Consider the following 17,088-nt stretch of genomic DNA (forward strand, 5'->3'; position numbering starts at 1 on the left):
AAGCAACATGCAAACACTTGCCGATTTACTGAATACGATCCCGGCCATCGATCATGCTGCTATGTCACTCGCACAACGGCATATTGACGGGTTACTCAAACCCGTTGGTAGTCTGGGAAGGCTGGAGGCGCTTGCCGTACAACTGGCAGGAATGCCGGGGTTGAATGGTGTTCCTCATGTGGGTAAAAAAGCGGTAGTTGTTATGTGCGCCGATCACGGCGTCTGGGATGAAGGTGTCACTATTTCCCCGAAAGCGGTGACAGCCATTCAGGCCGAAAATATGCTACGCGGAACAACCGGCGTGTGTGTTCTGGCAGCACATGCGGGGGCTAAAGTTCATGTAATTGATGTAGGGATAGATACTGCGGAGCCAATACCCGGACTTATCAATATGCGTGTCGCTCGAGGTAGCGGCAATATAGCTTCAGGTTCTGCAATGAGCCGCTGTCAGGCTGAAGAGTTGCTTCTGGAAGTCATTCGTTATACGCGTGAACTGGCGAAAAATGGCGTCACGCTGTTTGGCGTGGGTGAGCTGGGAATGGCAAACACGACGCCGGCTGCGGCGATAGTCAGCACAATTGCGGGACGCGATCCCGAAGAGGTGGTTGGTATTGGCGCAAACCTGCCGACAGATAAACTGGCAAACAAAGTTGATGTTGTTCGTCGGGCAATTATGTTGAATCAACCGAATCCGCTGGATGGTGTTGATGTACTGGCAAAAGTCGGTGGATTTGATCTGGTCGGAATGGCTGGCGTGATCTCAGGAGCCGCTTCCTGCGGTTTACCCGTGTTGCTGGATGGCTTTCTTTCTTATGCCGCCGCGCTTGCTGCGTGTCAGATGTCGCCTGCAATCAAACCGTATCTTATTCCTTCCCATTTGTCGGCAGAAAAAGGGGCGCGTATTGCGTTGTCGCATTTGGAGCTGGAGCCTTATCTCAATATGGAAATGCGTTTAGGTGAGGGGAGTGGCGCAGCTCTGGCGATGCCCATCATCGAAGCTGCTTGCGCGATATACAACAACATGGGCGAACTTGCTGCCAGTAATATTATTCTACCGGGGAATACAACTTCAGAATTGAACAGTTAAAAACGAAAAGTCTGATAAAAGCTATACTTATCGGATGGCTTTCGCGACTTAGGAAAGGGATATGATGCGTCGTGTAAATATTCTTTGTTCATTTGCTCTGCTTTTTGCCAGCCATAATAGCCTGGCGGTAACTTATCCATTACCCCCAGAGGGGAGTCGTTTAGTGGGGCAGCCACTTACAGTAACGGTTCCCGATCACAATTCCCAGCCGCTGGAAACTTTTGCCGCGCAGTACGGACAAGGGCTGAGCAATATGCTGGAAGCGAATCCGGGGGCTGATGTTTTCTTGCCGAAGTCTGGTTCGCAGCTCACCATTCCGCAGCAACTGATTTTGCCCGCCACTGTGCGAAAAGGGATTGTGGTTAACGTCGCCGAGATGCGTCTGTATTACTACCCACCAGACAGTAATACTGTGGAAGTGTTTCCTATTGGTATTGGTCAGGCTGGACGAGAAACCCCGCGTAATTGGGTGACAGCCGTTGAGCGTAAACAAGAAGCACCAACCTGGACGCCAACCCCTAACACTCGTCGTGAATATGCAAAGCGTGGGGAGAGTCTGCCTGCATTTGTCCCAGCCGGACCCGATAATCCTATGGGGCTGTACGCTATTTATATCGGCAGGTTATATGCCATTCACGGTACTAATGCCAATTTTGGGATTGGCCTACGGGTAAGCCAGGGCTGTATTCGTCTGCGCAATGACGATATCAAATATCTGTTTGATAATGTTCCGGTAGGGACGCGCGTGCAAATTATTGATCAGCCAGTGAAATACACAACGGAGCCGGATGGTTCAAAGTGGCTGGAAGTTCATGAGCCGCTGTCGCGCAATCGTGCAGAATATGAGTCCGACCGAAAAGTGCCATTGCCGGTGACGCCTTCCTTGCGGGCGTTTATCAACGGACAAGAGGTCGATGTGAATCGCGCGAATGCTGCGTTGCAACGTCGATCGGGAATGCCAGTGCAAATTAGCTCTGGTTCAAAGCAGATGTTTTAAAATAGCTGTTGTATAAAAAGCAAAAAGCCTGCTCGAAAGCAGGCTTTTTTGAATTTGGCTCCTCTGACTGGACTCGAACCAGTGACATACGGATTAACAGTCCGCCGTTCTACCGACTGAACTACAGAGGAATCGTGAGAACGGGGCGCATATTAATGGCAGTATCTGGCGATGTCAAAGGGGGAAATGCATTTTTTTGTTCGTTTGCTGCCAATTTCAACAAAACGATGAACTTTCAATCTTTTTAATCATGTTCCATCGTGGTGCATGACATCCTTTCATGGGGCAGGAAATGCTTCTCCTGGCTTAAAGAGCCAATGACGAAACAATCATAATCTCTTATTTGACGGGCGATTAGCTTTCGTATCAACGCCAAAACGAAACTGGCAAGTATCTTGCAATCTGGTTGTTAGTAATGTCGGCACTCGGGCTGACGCTTAAAAAAACCGGAGGCACCATGAACTTTAGACGCCTGAAATACTTCGTCAAAATTGTAGATATTGGTAGCCTGACTCAGGCTGCTGAAGTATTGCATATAGCACAGCCTGCGCTCAGTCAGCAGGTTGCCACGCTGGAAGGTGAGCTAAATCAGCAACTGTTGATTCGCACAAAACGTGGCGTTACGCCGACAGACGCCGGCAAAATTCTCTATACCCATGCGCGGGCAATTTTACGTCAGTGTGAACAGGCCCAACTGGCGGTGCATAATGTAGGTCAGACATTGTCAGGTCAAGTCTCGATTGGCTTTGCGCCTGGAACCGCCGCGTCATCTATCACCATGCCTTTATTACAGGCGGTACGCGCTGAATTTCCAGAGGTCGTTATCTATCTCCATGAAAATAGCGGTGCTGTGCTTAACGAAAAACTTATAAACAACCAGCTTGATATGGCGGTGATTTATGAGCATTCCCCTGTGTCTGGCGTATCCAGTCAGGCTTTGTTAAAAGAAGATCTGTTTCTTGTCGGAACTCAGGATTGCCCAGGGCAAAGCGTTGATGTTAATGCGATAGCGCAAATGAACCTCTTCCTTCCCAGCGATTACAGTGTAGTAAGACTTCGTGTTGATGAAGCTTTTTCCCTACGCCGGCTTACAGCGAAAGTCATCGGTGAAATTGAGTCTATCGCCACGCTTACCGCTGCAATTGCGAGTGGTATGGGCGTTGCAGTATTACCTGAATCGGCCGCACGTTCGTTATGTGCCGCAGTTAACGGTTGGATGTCACGTATTACCACACCTTCAATGAGTCTCTCGTTGTCATTAAACTTACCCGCCAGATCAGGTTTATCGCCACAGGCGCAGGCAGTGAAAGAGCTGTTATTGTCAGTGATTAGTTCTCCAGCCATGGAAAAAAGACAATGGCAATTGGTGAGCTAAACGTTATACCTGGATGGAATAAGATGCGGGTTTTTATTATTTGTTATGCCGGGCATTAGACTCTAACAATAATGGATGTCTTATATGCCCGGAGTTTACCGTGAATTTCCAACAACTAAAGATAGTCCGCGAAGCTGCCCGTCAGGATTACAATCTGACAGAGGTCGCGAATATGCTCTTTACCTCACAGTCAGGTGTCAGCCGTCATATTCGAGAGCTGGAGGATGAACTTGGTATCGAAATATTCGTTCGTCGTGGCAAGCGGCTGCTTGGTATGACTGAACCGGGTAAAGCATTACTGGTCATTGCAGAACGTATTCTGAATGAAGCCAGTAATGTTCGTCGGCTTGCAGACCTGTTTACCAACGACACATCTGGCGTACTCACTATTGCAACGACGCACACTCAGGCTCGTTACAGCTTGCCTGGGGTCATTAAAGCCTTCCGCGAACTATTCCCCGAAGTGCGACTCGAGCTTATCCAGGGGACGCCGCAGGAAATTGCTAGCCTGCTACAAAACGGCGGAGCTGATATTGGTATAGCCAGTGAGCGTTTGAGCAATGATCCCCAACTCGTCGCTTTCCCCTGGTTTCGTTGGCATCATAGTTTGCTCGTTCCTGTCGATCATCCTTTAACACAAATTACGCCATTGACGCTGGAATCAATAGCGAAGTGGCCGTTGATCACTTACCGACAGGGAATTACAGGCCGCTCGCGTATTGATGATGCATTTGTCCGCAAAGGTTTACTGGCAGATATTGTATTGAGTGCTCAGGATTCTGATGTCATCAAAACCTATGTCGCCCTCGGTTTGGGGATAGGATTAGTTGCCGAACAATCCAGCGGTGAGCAAGAGGAAGAGAATTTAATTCGTCTGGATACTCGCCATCTTTTCGATGCCAGTACCGTCTGGTTGGGTCTGAAGCGAGGACAACTGCAGCGTAACTACGTCTGGCGCTTTCTGGAACTGTGCAATGCTGGATTGTCGGTTGAGGATATTAAGCGGCAGGTGATGGAAAATAGTGAAGAGGAAATTGATTATCAGATATAGCAAAAAGCCCGCTATCAAAGCGGGCTTTTCAGAATCTGGCTCCTCTGACTGGACTCGAACCAGTGACATACGGATTAACAGTCCGCCGTTCTACCGACTGAACTACAGAGGAATCGCTGTTGAGGCACATCTTAACGGCGAAAAATCTTTTGTCAAACCCGTTTTTTAAATTCCTCAACCGTTTGCCGTTTCTATCAACAGTTTGTTGCATTTGCAGACAATTTGTCGGCGAAAATCTTTGCAGCTTTTCTGATTCTCCCTCATTATTTGAAATGTGGTTTCACTTTCTGCAATTAAGGTCGGCTTTGAATATCCCCTCAGCTTTACGCCAGGTTGTTCGCCACACTCGCTGGCACTCAAAACGTAAGAGTTACAAAGTGTTGTTCTGGCGCGAAATAACTCCGCTTGCTGTTCCTATCTTTATGGAGAATGCCTGTGTCCTGTTGATGGGCGTGCTGAGCACTTTTCTGGTCAGTTGGCTGGGAAAAGATGCGATGGCGGGCGTTGGGTTGGCGGACAGCTTCAATATGGTCATTATGGCCTTTTTCGCTGCTATCGATCTTGGTACTACTGTCGTTGTGGCATTTAGTCTCGGTAAACGTGATCGACGGCGAGCCAGAGTAGCAACACGGCAATCACTGGTGATCATGACGTTATTTGCCGTGCTGTTGGCAATTCTCATTCATCATTTTGGTGAGCAAATTATCGATTTTGTTGCAGGTGATGCCACGACAGAGGTTAAAGCACTGGCGTTGACTTATCTGGAACTGACGGTGCTCAGTTATCCAGCCGCTGCCATCACCTTGATTGGCAGTGGGGCACTTCGTGGTGCCGGGAATACGAAAATACCGTTACTTATAAACGGTAGCATGAATATTTTTAATATTATTATTAGCGGTATATTGATTTACGGGCTTTTCTCCTGGCAGGGGTTGGGGTTTGTTGGGGCTGGGCTGGGATTAACTATTTCCCGTTATATTGGCGCAATTGCAATTTTGTGGGTACTGGCGATTGGCTTTAATCCTGCGCTACGAATCTCGTTAAAGAGCTATTTTAAGCCATTGAATTTCAGCATTATCTGGGAAGTTATGGGAATTGGTATTCCAGCGAGTGTTGAATCAGTATTATTTACCAGTGGCCGGTTATTAACACAAATGTTTGTTGCCGGTATGGGAACCAGCGTTATTGCCGGGAATTTTATCGCTTTTTCGATTGCGGCTCTTATCAATTTACCTGGGAGTGCGCTCGGTTCTGCTTCTACGATAATTACTGGTCGAAGGCTGGGAGTAGGGCAGATAGCGCAAGCAGAAATACAGTTGAGGCATGTTTTCTGGTTGTCCACCCTTGGGTTAACAGCGATAGCCTGGTTAACGGCTCCTTTTGCGGGGGTTATGGCGTCGTTTTATACCCAGGATCCCCAGGTTAAACACGTGGTTGTGATTCTTATTTGGCTAAACGCGTTGTTTATGCCTATTTGGTCCGCCTCATGGGTATTACCTGCGGGTTTTAAAGGTGCTCGTGATGCCCGCTATGCCATGTGGGTTTCTATGTTGAGCATGTGGGGATGCCGAGTGGTAGTAGGTTATGCGCTGGGAATTATGCTTGGCTGGGGCGTGGTTGGCGTTTGGATGGGGATGTTTGCCGATTGGGCCGTGCGTGCTGTGTTGTTTTACTGGCGGATGGTGACCGGGCGCTGGCTATGGAAATATCCTCGCACTGAACATGAAAAGTGTGAAAAAAAGCCAGCCGTGTCGGAATAAACGACAAAACGCAGAATATTTCAGCAAACGATTTCAAAATTAAAAAACAGGCTTTGACAATGCGGATAGGCATCGTTAATATTCGCCCCGTTCTCACGATTCCTCTGTAGTTCAGTCGGTAGAACGGCGGACTGTTAATCCGTATGTCACTGGTTCGAGTCCAGTCAGAGGAGCCAAATTTTGAAAAGCCCGCTTTGATAGCGGGCTTTTTGCTTTTAAAATCCTTCACATCTTTTCCTGACGCAAAGGATCTGAACTCATTATCGGAACGGCGGCTCATTAAAGGTTCGTAGTTTACGGGAATGCAGTCGATCGCCTTCAGCGCGCAGTAAATCAATTGCCCGGATGCCAATCTGCAAGTGTTCGGAAATTGCACCTTCATAAAAACGGTTAGCCTGGCCGGGAAGTTTAATCTCACCATGCAATGGTTTATCTGAAACACACAGTAGCGTCCCGTATGGCACGCGGAAACGGTATCCTTGTGCTGCAATGGTTGCACTTTCCATGTCAATCGCTACGGCCCGACTTAAGTTAAAACGAAGCGCAGAAGCCGAGTAACGCAATTCCCAGTTCCTGTCATCAGTAGTTACTACAGTGCCAGTACGTAGCCGCTGTTTAACTTCCTCACCCGGCCTGCCACTGACCAATTTGGTGGCGTCATAAAGCGCGCGTTGCACTTCAGCAATGCTGGGAATAGGGATATCGGGCGGCAAAACTGCATCAAGAACGTGGTCATCACGTAAATAAGCATGTGCAAGTACATAATCACCAATGGACTGGCTTTCACGTAATCCACCGCAGTGACCAATCATCAGCCAGACATCCGGGCGTAGCACCGCCAGATGATCGCAGATGGTTTTAGCATTTGACGGACCCACGCCAATATTCACCAGAGTAATACCCTGACCATCGGCAGTGATTAAATGCCATGCTGGCATCTGGTGTTTTTTCCATGCGAGGTCAGAAATCGCCTCTTCAGGGGCTTCTGTTTCGGCGGTGATCCATATCCCTCCAGCACAGGAAAGAGCAATGTAGGGACTATCAGGATCGAGGATCTGGCTGCACCCCCAACGAACGAATTCATCCACATAACGTGTGTAGTTGGTAAACAAAACGAATGGCTGAAAATGTTCGACGGGCGTGCCGGTATAATGGCGTAACCGCGCGAGGGAAAAATCTACCCGGCGCGCATCAAAATGCGATAGCGGAGAAAATTCCGTTGGATGATAAATGCCGTCTGCAGTTTCATCGCCAATTTGCGCCAGTTCTGTTGTCGGGAAGTAACGTGTTAACCCGGCGCTCATCGATCGATCAAGTGTCAGTTCAGAGCCATCAATGACATAGGGATAGGGGATTTCATGCTGCGAGGGTTGCACGGAGATGTGCGCACCATAATCTTGATACAGCAACGTTAGTTGTTCATTGAGATACGAACGAAAGAGAGCAGGGCGGGTAATAGTGGTGGTATAGCTGCCAGCGTGAGTAAAACGTCCAAATGCGCGTGTTTTGGGAGGGTTTGTGGCGCAGCCGTCCCAGGTCACGGTCAGTGATGGATAGACAAAAAGACCTTGCTTGCGGGCGTTTTCATCAGGCAATTCACCACTTTTAATATATTTTCCAATGGCATTGCGTAAAGCGACTACAGATTGCTCATACAGCGCGTCAAGTTTATCCAGTGCCTGAGCTGGGGTCAGACCGGAGCCCTTATTATTCATGTGTGTCTCCTGTTCCATACAATTACCGCACTATCCGATAGTATGTCACAGGAATGTGAAACAAAAGTGTAAGGCGAAGATCGAATGATCTTCGCCAGACCATCAGATGCGTTGATTGTCTTTCATCAACAAAGCGGTCATTGCGGAAATCAGGCATCCAGCCAGCAAATAAATTGCGACGCTATGCCAGTCCCCGGAAAAATAAGTAATGAGGGCGGCGGCAATAAAAGGGGTAAACCCACCACCAACCACACTGGCAACTTGATATCCGACCCCAGCGCCGCTGTAGCGATAACTGGCACCAAACATTTCTGTGAACATCGGTTGTTGCACACAAACCACCATGTCATGCGCAATATTCGCCAGCATAATGGAGAAGAAGACTATCCAGAAAATGGATTGAGCCTCGAGCGCCATGAAGAAAGGAAACGCGCTTAAGGTTCCGATAACTGCGCCAGTGATATAAACCCTGCGGCGACCAAAACGATCGGCAAGCCAGGCAAAACAGGGAATTGTCAGGCAGCTTAACCCTCCCACAAGCAAACCAATATTCAGGAATAATTCGCGTGGCAGCCCCATATTCTGGGTTGAGTAGTTAAGCGCAAAGGCGGTAACGATATACATCGTCAGCAACTCGCACAGTCGCAGCGCAATAATCTTCAGAAAAGCCCCTGGATGTCGTAACAGTGCCTGGATAACAGGGATGCGCTTTTTCACTGCCGCTTGATTGTGTTGCTGTTGCTCAAATTCAGCGGATTCCTCCATGCCATTACGCACCCACAATGCCCCCAGCACCAGTACGGTGCTAAACAGGAAAGGAATGCGCCAGCCCCAGCTCAAAAACTGCTCGTCAGTCGTCATCATACTAATCAGAGAAACCAGTCCAGTTGAAAGCAGTAACCCTACACCGTAGCCAACTTGTACACCGCTACTGTAAAAGGCTTTTTTATTTTTCGGCGCGCTTTCAACGGACAGCAATGCTGCGCCTCCCCATTCGCCGCCGACGGCAAATCCCTGAATAGCACGCAGCGTCACCAGTAAAATCGGTGCCCACCAGCCAATAGTCGAGAATGAAGGAAGAATACCAATCAATGCTGTTGCGATCCCCATCATCCAGACAGTCAGCATCAACATGCGTTTACGCCCCAGGCGGTCGCCAAAATGACCGAAAATGACACCTCCAAGCGGACGGAAAAGGAATCCGACACCAAAAGTGGCAAACGCTGCGAGAGTTCCCATTGCCGGACTCACTTGCGGGAAAAACTCTCGATTAAATACCAGTGCGGCAGTAATGCCATAGAGTAAAAAATCGTACCAGTCGACGACGGCACCGGCAAAACTGCCTAGCGCAGCTCGTCGGGCGCGACTTAACGAAAGCGTTCCTTCATCGGGACGCGTGGAGATGAGCGTGGAGTCCATAGTGTTCCTGTCTGTACTGTCTTTTTATAATTAGTATGGAAAAAGGTAACTCACATTGCCGTCGATCTATAAACGAACCTTATGAGACTACCGCGACAGAGAGCATCTGCAAATATTTTTATACCCGAAAATGAGCATGGAGGACGGATAGGGGCTACTGTAATGTGCTGGAAACGAAGAAAATTGTGGATTCAGGTGCGTATTAGAAATCAAAAGACAGAAAAATGTGATCGCTAAGGTAGCACTGGCTACTTGCTGGCGTTATTTTCGCAGATGAATTTTTCGAATTTTCTCAATGAGATTTGTGTCACTGACACGGGATGGGCTAATTGTTTGAATGATTGGCGGAGAGAGGGGGATTTGAACCCCCGGTAGAGTTGCCCCTACTCCGGTTTTCGAGACCGGTCCGTTCAGCCGCTCCGGCATCTCTCCGTTCAGATTGTTGCAATGATGCCAGGAAATTTGGCATTTTAACAGTCCCTGTCCGTGCAATTTTGTTCAAGTGACGAGTTTGCGAGCAAAACGATGATTAAGTGGCCCTGGAAAGTACAAGAAACCGTTCATGATGATGCAATTCCGTGGAAGGAAGCTTTGTCGATACCTCTTTTGACAAGTTTGACTGAGCAGGAGCAAAACAAATTAGTCACTCTTGCTGGACGTTTTTTGCAACAAAAACGGTTGGTTCCTTTACAAGGGGTTGAACTTGACGCTTTGAAAAGCGGTCGTATCGCCTTGCTGTTTTGTTTACCTGTTATGGAGCTGGGGCTGGAATGGCTGGATGGTTTCCATGAAGTGTTAATTTACCCAGCGCCATTTGTGGTAGATGATGAATGGGAAGACGATATAGGACTGGTACATAATCAACGCATCGTTCAGTCAGGTCAAAGCTGGCAGCAAGGCCCCATCGTACTGAATTGGCTCGATATACAGGATTCTTTCGATGCCTCTGGGTTTAATCTGATTATCCACGAAGTTGCACATAAACTGGACACCCGGAACGGCGATCGCGCCAGTGGTGTCCCCTTTATTCCTTTACGTGAAGTCGCGGGCTGGGAACACGATCTTCACGCGGCGATGAATAACATTCAGGACGAAATTGAATTAGTGGGCGAAAATGCCTCCAGCATTGATGCTTATGCCGCCAGTGACCCTGCAGAATGTTTTGCCGTGCTTTCCGAATACTTTTTTAGCGCCCCGGAGCTTTTTGCTCCTCGCTTCCCCTCGCTGTGGCAACGTTTCTGCCAATTTTATCAGCAGGAACCGCTGCAAAGACTGCGAAATGCGAATGAACGAGGCACATATTCAGCACCAGATGCTCATTAAATATCAATTTTGTTGCTTAATTAACCGATTGAAATAACGTGTGAATTTTAGTGTTGACACTCGCAGTGCCACTCAGTAATATTCGCCTCGTTCTCACGATTCCTCTGTAGTTCAGTCGGTAGAACGGCGGACTGTTAATCCGTATGTCACTGGTTCGAGTCCAGTCAGAGGAGCCAAATTTTGAAAAGCCTGCTTTCGAGCAGGCTTTTTGCTTTTCAATGTTAGCCATAACCGGGCTCGTATCTAACCTCCCTTAAATCTGATAACTACATCAGGGCTGAATTTTTGCGATAATTCTTTTTATCGTATTTCTGAACTCATTCAGATTGATGTGATCAATATTTTTCCCTACCACAATCGTCTCTGAAATATCTGCCATAGCAGGCCAGCGTGTTTTATAATCGGCATATACTGCGATGACAGGAATATTATAAGCACTTGTCATATGTAAAATAGAAGTATCAGGTGTTATTGCGAGAAAAGCATCTTTTATGACAGCGGCAGAACGTGGTATTGAAGGTGACAATGATAAATGATAGACATTGTCAAAACACTGCGTTAGTTCTATTGCTTTTTCAGTACCATTCGGGCCATGAACAATGACAATTGGCATATTTATTTCATTTTTAATTATAGCTATTAGTTTTTGAGCTATTGAGCCTGAAAAAGTTCTCTCCTGAATACTACCATCAAGATTAAGAGCAATATATGCACCCAATGAGGTAAGCTCATAACGTACCTCGTTTATTACCTCTTTGTTGATCGGCAGTTCAAATAAGGGACGGACAGGCGGAAAACCAGCTTCTCGCATCATGAATGCCCATGTCATTGGTACTGGCGCCCGAAGAGACTGGTCCATTTTCGACGCCGATTTACATAAGGAGGAATAACATTTCATTGTTAAACCCACAACTTGTAAATTGGTTTTGGCTTTTAAATGACTTATGAACAACATTGTCTTCAGGTTTTTCTTGCGCATAGCTTCAATGCAGAGATCCGGTGTACCGTATTGCTCTCTTATACTTTGCGCCAGAATTTTTATTTCGCTAAAGCTGGCATGATCCTGCATTGTCATACTGACTAATGTTAATTTAGTCTCCTTAAGACAAAGCGAATCAAAAACGGCTTTATTAATTGTAGATGTGACAATTAATAAATGTTTTATTTTATGTGATTCCAGCGATCTAATTATGGGGTAAATAGCCATTGCATCACCAATTTGGTCGGGGATGTGAATGACCACAAATTCAGTATTTGCAATATTGATATTTTTACATGAATAATCATAATAACTGAATGCAATGCGTCTAAAAATTGACACTAACGACATTTCCAACCTCGCTTCCCTACTGGTTAAAACGTGATGGAGTTTATCAGAGATAGTCGTTTTCTAAAATCGCTAAATAGCGAGATAATACATAATTTATTTCTATTATTAATTTTTAATTATTCAATTAAATTATGTTTGTATCGCAAAAATACTTGTATTGCATAGCTTCAATGTACATTTCAATCTGAAGTCGATGCTAAGTGAAGGTAAGAGAAGAGATAAAACGTCAGCAATCAGAGTGATTATCTAAGTGGGGGAAATACCCCCACTTTTTTACTATACCGTAAGTGATGTCCGATTAACCCTGGTACGCAGCCAACATTTCCTGTGCTGCGAGTTTACCCAGTGCATTTGCCGCAAAAGGACTGTCTCCGGTGAGAAGTTTACGATCCTTATGTACCCGGCCAGTAATATCATCATTGATGATATTCATTCCCATTTTTTTCAGTTCTTCACCAAAGTACCAGGTCAGATGACCAGGCATATAGCCAATATCTGGCGTTTGTTTATCTGCGGCGTCAGGGAACGCACAAATGGAATAACCGTTTAGTGGGTTATCGCCATGGCGAAGCGCCAGAAACGCAGCCGGACCATGGCAGAGGGAGATAACAAAACGGTCATTTTCAACTGCCCATTTTAAAGCGCTTGCAACTTCTTTGCTTTCCGGTAAGCCAATGAGAGCGCCATGACCGCCGGGAACAAAAATTGCTGCGTACTCGCTGTCTGCGTTCAAGCTGGCGACAACATCTGCTAATTTCTTCGGATTGCGGAACAAAGATTTATGTTGCTCAAAGAATGGCATCACTTTTTCATCTTTGTGCGGCATAGCCCAGTATTCAAACTTCGTCATCAGGCCGGAAATGGTCGCAACTTCAAACTCGAAACCTGCTGCATACAGGTGATACAGCGGCAGCAACGTTTCAATCGGATGGTTGCCCGTTGAGAACAGTTTACCGTTATCGGTCGGCAAATAGCGTTCGTCAGCGGCGATCACCAGAATTTTGTGCTTGCCGCTATACGGTTTTGGATAGTCCACACCATCAAGGTCAGATACCGGACTGGTATATTGGCTAAGCGAAAATTCTGAAGGGAAGAACGCATTATCTTCAGCAATATCGATCTGCGGATTCTTACTTGTTTGAACAGTCATAGTGTATTCCTTATTGTTACTTAGGTAGGTTAGTCACTATATTCGCGACTGAGCTGGGTGCTATATTTAACCAGGAGCGTAAAATGAGTCAATATACCGAAAGCGGTAGGGGAGGATGTTAAATACGGTTGGGTAAACACACAGCTATTATCGAATAGTGATCTCACCGATTCCACCTTATTTGCAATAAAAAACTCAAAGTGTAGCAATGTATTTTAGTTCATTTTTCAGAAAAGATGAGATTGCATACCCTCATCATAGTGGGGGATTGCAAGATTCGTCGATAAGATTTTTAGCAAAAAAATAATGATGAAACTGCCCTGTAAGGCCGTTAGTCGCGAAAAAATGATGATCCAGATTAAGGTTTAACTGATGACAGATATGATTAATTACATGTCATCAGATGTGATAATTACAGGAGCTGCCTGGAGCTGCTCTGCCAGGAGTGGCTAAGGCGCAGCTGATTTAATGTGCCCAATGATGCTGTATTTATGGCGTAAGTATAAAATTTAACAGATAAATTAATAATAATGTAAATTCTTTTTATATTCAGATGTTTTCAGGGATTTTCTATGTACCGAAATATTGTTATTCCGGTGAATGTCTTTTCCCGGGATGATAGAGAGCAAGCGTTTTGTCATGCGCAATTTTTCGCCAATGTTTCATCAGGGCATGTTCATTTGCTTGGCTTTATACCGGAGTATGTAAGGATACTGGAGCGGGGATATGTTTCTGACATGCATCGTCTGGAATATGTGCTACGTGACCAGGCTTTGCGCCGTTTAGCTACACTGGCAGAACAGTTGGTTTTGCCTGAAGGGTTTATCCATACCTATGTTTATTTTGGTACTCTTCCGGAAGGAGTGAAAGAGCTGGCTGAACAGCAACTGGAAGATGTTATTGTGCTGGGAGCTACTCAGGAATTGGGTTTTGTCGATATGCTACGGCAGTTTAGCGTGCCGCTGTTGCTGATTTGATGACGATAAAAAAGCCTGAGTTCGATGAGTGACGAACTCAGGCGGGTATTAGGTTTTACAGTAACACGCCGAGGCGCGTTGGCTGATTAGAACTGGTAAACGATACCAACTGCAAACTGGTCATCAGTTGCTGCGCCAGTAATTGCCGCGTCATCTTTATCCAGCATATTGAATTTGTACGCTGTATAAACGTTCATATTCTTATTAAAGAAGTACCAGGTGCCTACTTCGATGTAGTTCACGCGGTCGGCGTCAACATATCTATGGCCTGGGACGCCTTTGATATCCTTACCTTTGGAGTAAACATAACCCAAGGAAGGACGCAGACCAAAGTCGAACTGATACTGAACAACGGCTTCAAAGTTCTGAGTTTCGTTGATCAGTTGATCATGCATTATCGAGTTGCCGTCGTTGTCGAAGCCACCTGTATTAACTGATGTCGGTGTCATATTACGAGTTTCACCATACATCACAGCAGCGTAGACATTGTTAGCATCATATTTTGCTGCCAGAGACCATAATTCTGCATTAGAACCGTTTCCATCAGCAACTTGCTCATTAGTACGGTCAGATTTGCTATATGCACCTACAAAACCAAAACCTTCGATGTTGTAGTCTACAGACAACGCATAGCCATCACCGTTTTGTTTTGTAACGCTACGGTTGCTGTTCTTCCCTTGATACTGAACTGCAAAATTCAGACCATCGACCAGACCAAAGAAATCGGAGTTACGATAGGTTGCAACACCGTTGGTACGACCGTTCATAAAGTTATCAGCGGAAGCCCAGGAATCACCACCCCATTCAACTAACATATCGGTATAAGCTGCAGCGTCGTAGGCGACACCGTAGTTACGACCATAGTCGAAAGATCCGAGTTCGTTATATTTCAAACCAGCGAAGGTTAAACGGGTTTTTTCCTGGTTAGAACCTTCAGGTTTGCTGGCGTCGAGGTTGTATTCAAACTGACCAAAACCAGTCAGTTCGCTGGTGATTTGAGTTTCACCTTTAACACCGAAACGAGCATAGGAAGTATCTTCGTTTTCGCTGTTATTATCATCAGTGTTCGACCAGATGCGCTCGCCGACCATCTTGCCGTAGAAATCAACTTTATTGCCATTTTTATTATAAATTTCAGCCGCATTTGCTGCGCCAGCAACTAATAACGCCGGGACCAGCATTGCCAGAACTTTTCTTTTCATTATGTATTCCCTTGTGATTATAATCTTCATGAATATAACAATAAGTGCCGTTATCCAAAAAAAAGCACATTTGGATACTATTCTATGAAGTTCATTTTATTTTAAAGATTACATGTAACAAATGTATTTAAAAGATTTCAAAATGTTTCTAATCTATTTAATATAATTCAAGATTATGAATTGTAAATACAAACATTCATAGGGTTTATGGGTTTATATCAAATAGTTATTGGTTTTTTATAAGAATGGATTGAGTCAATGATTGTTTCGCTAAAACTCGAGTGTGATCTTGCGCACATTATAAAATGGCATAAAAAAAAGCCGGCTTCATGCCGGCTCAAAAATATAAACAAGACGATAAAAGGCTAATAACGGAGTTATCATGACACAGAAAACAAAAAAGGTATAATTGTATTCCTCGCTAATATATTGAATTAGTGAATTAATAAAACCACGATCAAAGTTAAATAAAATTTTTTATGACTGTTTTTCCAGTAATTATTGCCATTGAACAAAAATCATCTATTTGTTCAAAAAATGAGTGAGTCTTGACTGGCTCATCTAATGTGGAAAAATGTGACCTTTATCACATAACAACATGAAGTCTGAATTTTCCGGTTTAACTTAATATGGAGCATGGTTCGACAACAATGGAAGAAAGACTCTCTCGCAGCCCTGGCGGCAAACTGGCTTTATGGGCTTTCTATACATGGTGTGGCTATTTTGTCTGGGCGATGGCGCGTTACATCTGGGTAATGAGTCGGATCCCCGATGCCCCCGTGTCAGGATTTGAAAGTGATTTAGGTTCAACTGCGGGAAAGTGGTTAGGTGCGTTAGTGGGATTTTTATTTATGGCCATGGTAGGGGCATTGTTAGGTGGTATTGCCTGGTACACCCGACCACGGCCTGCGCGAAGCAGACGCTATGAGTAAAAACTGCTAAGGTTGCGACCCTTTGGCAGCGGAGCGCGTATGAACTTACAACACTGGCAGGCACAATTTGAACGTTGGTTGAAAAACCATCACACACACCAGGACGCGGCTCATGACCTGTGTCATTTTCGTCGCGTCTGGGCGACAGCGCAGAAACTGGCGGCAGATGAAGACGTCGATATGCTGGTCATTTTAACCGCCTGTTATTTTCATGATGTCGTGACTCTGGCGAAAAATCATCCGCAACGGCAGCGTTCCTCATTATTGGCAGCAGAAGAGACGCGTCGCATTTTAAGTGCGGAATTTGCTGATTTTCCGCCAGAGAAAATAGACGCCATTTGCCATGCCATCGCGGCACACAGTTTCAGCGCGCAAATTACGCCTTTAACGGTGGAAGCCAAAATCGTGCAGGATGCAGACCGGCTGGAAGCATTAGGTGCGATAGGTCTGGCGCGCGTGTTTGCAGTTTCAGGCTCATTGGGGGTGGCGCTGTTTGACGGTGAAGATCCGTTCGCGCAACGTCGCCCGCTCGATGATAAACGCTACGCGCTGGATCATTTCCAGACGAAGTTGCTGAAACTACCACAAACTATGCAAACGGCAAAAGGTAAACTGCTGGCACAACATAATGCCCGTTTTCTGGTGGAGTTTATGGCTAAGCTCAGTGCCGAACTGGCGGGCGAGAATGAAGGTGTGGATCATGCGGTGATTGATGCATTTTCGCCGGCTGACTGACCGCGTAGCCCTAAACAGAAGTAATTATGTTAACC

The 17,088-nt window shown here is 45.9% G+C and carries 14 protein-coding genes and 5 tRNA genes; 11 read left to right on the top strand and 8 right to left on the bottom strand.

Translation table 11 applies throughout. The features are described from left to right. Positions 1-7 precede the first annotated feature (7 nt). Together cobT and ldtA are read left to right on the top strand one after the other, a co-directional pair. The gene (gene cobT / locus C3D30_RS11795; protein WP_105286913.1) at positions 8-1,087 is read left to right on the top strand and encodes a nicotinate-nucleotide--dimethylbenzimidazole phosphoribosyltransferase; all 1,080 of its coding nucleotides are present in this window, start codon (positions 8-10) and stop codon (positions 1,085-1,087) included. Between the two features lie 61 nt (positions 1,088-1,148). Further along, on the top strand, positions 1,149-2,084 hold the full coding sequence (gene ldtA, locus C3D30_RS11800; RefSeq protein ID WP_123058525.1) for a L,D-transpeptidase: 936 nt from the start codon (positions 1,149-1,151) through the stop codon (positions 2,082-2,084). A 55-nt stretch (positions 2,085-2,139) separates the two neighbouring features. On the opposite strand, the gene C3D30_RS11805 is transcribed toward ldtA, so the two are convergent. Beyond that, positions 2,140-2,215: transfer RNA gene (locus tag C3D30_RS11805), tRNA-Asn, on the bottom strand. Between the two features lie 326 nt (positions 2,216-2,541). On the opposite strand from C3D30_RS11805, the gene nac reads away from it, so the two are divergent. After that, positions 2,542-3,459, top strand: a complete 918-nt coding sequence (nac, locus tag C3D30_RS11810) for a nitrogen assimilation transcriptional regulator NAC (RefSeq protein ID WP_016231794.1) — start codon at positions 2,542-2,544, stop codon at positions 3,457-3,459. 100 nt (positions 3,460-3,559) lie between these two features. Continuing rightward, entirely contained in the window at positions 3,560-4,510 is a 951-nt protein-coding gene (gene cbl / locus C3D30_RS11815; protein ID WP_105285081.1) for an HTH-type transcriptional regulator Cbl, read from the top strand. A 36-nt stretch (positions 4,511-4,546) separates the two neighbouring features. Here cbl and C3D30_RS11820 read toward each other — a convergent pair. Then, positions 4,547-4,622, bottom strand: a tRNA-Asn gene (locus C3D30_RS11820). 160 nt (positions 4,623-4,782) lie between these two features. Between C3D30_RS11820 and yeeO the strand changes: the two genes are divergently transcribed. After that, positions 4,783-6,270: a toxic metabolite efflux MATE transporter YeeO gene (gene yeeO / locus C3D30_RS11825; protein ID WP_077630371.1), complete on the top strand. Its 1,488-nt coding sequence runs from the start codon at positions 4,783-4,785 to the stop codon at positions 6,268-6,270. Positions 6,271-6,370: 100 nt separating this feature from the next. Then, positions 6,371-6,446, top strand: a tRNA-Asn gene (locus C3D30_RS11830). Between the two features lie 84 nt (positions 6,447-6,530). Here the strand turns inward: C3D30_RS11830 and amn are convergent. The 3 genes from amn to C3D30_RS11845 all read right to left on the bottom strand — a co-directional run bounded on the left by amn (position 6,531) and on the right by C3D30_RS11845 (position 9,836). Further along, complete coding sequence (amn, locus tag C3D30_RS11835) at positions 6,531-7,985, bottom strand: AMP nucleosidase (protein ID WP_001060211.1); 1,455 nt, start codon at positions 7,983-7,985, stop codon at positions 6,531-6,533. A gap of 102 nt (positions 7,986-8,087) precedes the next feature. Next, entirely contained in the window at positions 8,088-9,404 is a 1,317-nt protein-coding gene (gene shiA / locus C3D30_RS11840) for a shikimate transporter (RefSeq protein WP_105286915.1), read from the bottom strand. Positions 9,405-9,746: 342 nt separating this feature from the next. After that, positions 9,747-9,836: transfer RNA gene (locus tag C3D30_RS11845), tRNA-Ser, on the bottom strand. A gap of 93 nt (positions 9,837-9,929) precedes the next feature. On the opposite strand from C3D30_RS11845, the gene mtfA reads away from it, so the two are divergent. Together mtfA and C3D30_RS11855 are read left to right on the top strand one after the other, a co-directional pair. Then, complete coding sequence (gene mtfA / locus C3D30_RS11850) at positions 9,930-10,727, top strand: DgsA anti-repressor MtfA (RefSeq protein ID WP_016231792.1); 798 nt, start codon at positions 9,930-9,932, stop codon at positions 10,725-10,727. Positions 10,728-10,827: 100 nt separating this feature from the next. Further along, a tRNA-Asn gene (locus C3D30_RS11855) sits at positions 10,828-10,903 on the top strand. Positions 10,904-10,998: 95 nt separating this feature from the next. Here the strand turns inward: C3D30_RS11855 and C3D30_RS11860 are convergent. Together C3D30_RS11860 and hchA are read right to left on the bottom strand one after the other, a co-directional pair. Beyond that, positions 10,999-12,057 (bottom strand): glycosyltransferase family 9 protein, encoded by a 1,059-nt coding sequence (locus C3D30_RS11860; RefSeq protein WP_105286916.1) that lies wholly within the window; start codon positions 12,055-12,057, stop codon positions 10,999-11,001. A gap of 298 nt (positions 12,058-12,355) precedes the next feature. Beyond that, positions 12,356-13,207 carry a glyoxalase III HchA gene (hchA, locus tag C3D30_RS11865; RefSeq protein WP_105286917.1) on the bottom strand — a complete coding sequence of 284 codons (852 nt, stop codon included), beginning with the start codon at positions 13,205-13,207 and terminating at the stop codon, positions 12,356-12,358. A 572-nt stretch (positions 13,208-13,779) separates the two neighbouring features. On the opposite strand from hchA, the gene C3D30_RS11870 reads away from it, so the two are divergent. Continuing rightward, entirely contained in the window at positions 13,780-14,184 is a 405-nt protein-coding gene (locus C3D30_RS11870; RefSeq protein WP_105286918.1) for a universal stress protein, read from the top strand. An 86-nt stretch (positions 14,185-14,270) separates the two neighbouring features. Here the strand turns inward: C3D30_RS11870 and C3D30_RS11875 are convergent, their stop codons facing one another. Further along, positions 14,271-15,386, bottom strand: coding sequence for a porin (locus tag C3D30_RS11875; protein ID WP_016158468.1), 1,116 nt, complete (start codon positions 15,384-15,386; stop codon positions 14,271-14,273). Positions 15,387-16,036: 650 nt separating this feature from the next. Here C3D30_RS11875 and drpB point away from each other — a divergent pair. Next, positions 16,037-16,318 carry a cell division protein DrpB gene (gene drpB / locus C3D30_RS11880; RefSeq protein ID WP_016231791.1) on the top strand — a complete coding sequence of 94 codons (282 nt, stop codon included), beginning with the start codon at positions 16,037-16,039 and terminating at the stop codon, positions 16,316-16,318. A gap of 39 nt (positions 16,319-16,357) precedes the next feature. Then, positions 16,358-17,053 (top strand): phosphohydrolase, encoded by a 696-nt coding sequence (locus C3D30_RS11885; RefSeq protein ID WP_001053190.1) that lies wholly within the window; start codon positions 16,358-16,360, stop codon positions 17,051-17,053. Positions 17,054-17,088: the final 35 nt, after the last annotated feature.

It is taken from the genome of Escherichia sp. MOD1-EC5433 (genome assembly GCF_002966005.1).
In the GTDB taxonomy this organism is placed as follows: Bacteria; Pseudomonadota; Gammaproteobacteria; order Enterobacterales; family Enterobacteriaceae; genus Escherichia; species Escherichia ruysiae.

Bases quoted from the DNA above. Each gene is read 5' to 3' on its own strand.
- cobT (WP_105286913.1), top strand. From the start codon at position 8: ATGCAAACACTTGCCGATTTACTGAATACGATCCCGGCCATCGATCAT.
- ldtA (WP_123058525.1), top strand. From the start codon at position 1,149: ATGATGCGTCGTGTAAATATTCTTTGTTCATTTGCTCTGCTTTTTGCC.
- nac (WP_016231794.1), top strand. From the start codon at position 2,542: ATGAACTTTAGACGCCTGAAATACTTCGTCAAAATTGTAGATATTGGT.
- yeeO (WP_077630371.1), top strand. From the start codon at position 4,783: ATGTGGTTTCACTTTCTGCAATTAAGGTCGGCTTTGAATATCCCCTCA.
- amn (WP_001060211.1), bottom strand. From the start codon at position 7,985: ATGAATAATAAGGGCTCCGGTCTGACCCCAGCTCAGGCACTGGATAAA.
- shiA (WP_105286915.1), bottom strand. From the start codon at position 9,404: ATGGACTCCACGCTCATCTCCACGCGTCCCGATGAAGGAACGCTTTCG.
- mtfA (WP_016231792.1), top strand. From the start codon at position 9,930: ATGATTAAGTGGCCCTGGAAAGTACAAGAAACCGTTCATGATGATGCA.
- C3D30_RS11860 (WP_105286916.1), bottom strand. From the start codon at position 12,057: ATGTCGTTAGTGTCAATTTTTAGACGCATTGCATTCAGTTATTATGAT.
- hchA (WP_105286917.1), bottom strand. From the start codon at position 13,207: ATGACTGTTCAAACAAGTAAGAATCCGCAGATCGATATTGCTGAAGAT.
- C3D30_RS11870 (WP_105286918.1), top strand. From the start codon at position 13,780: ATGTACCGAAATATTGTTATTCCGGTGAATGTCTTTTCCCGGGATGAT.
- C3D30_RS11875 (WP_016158468.1), bottom strand. From the start codon at position 15,386: ATGAAAAGAAAAGTTCTGGCAATGCTGGTCCCGGCGTTATTAGTTGCT.
- drpB (WP_016231791.1), top strand. From the start codon at position 16,037: ATGGAAGAAAGACTCTCTCGCAGCCCTGGCGGCAAACTGGCTTTATGG.
- C3D30_RS11885 (WP_001053190.1), top strand. From the start codon at position 16,358: ATGAACTTACAACACTGGCAGGCACAATTTGAACGTTGGTTGAAAAAC.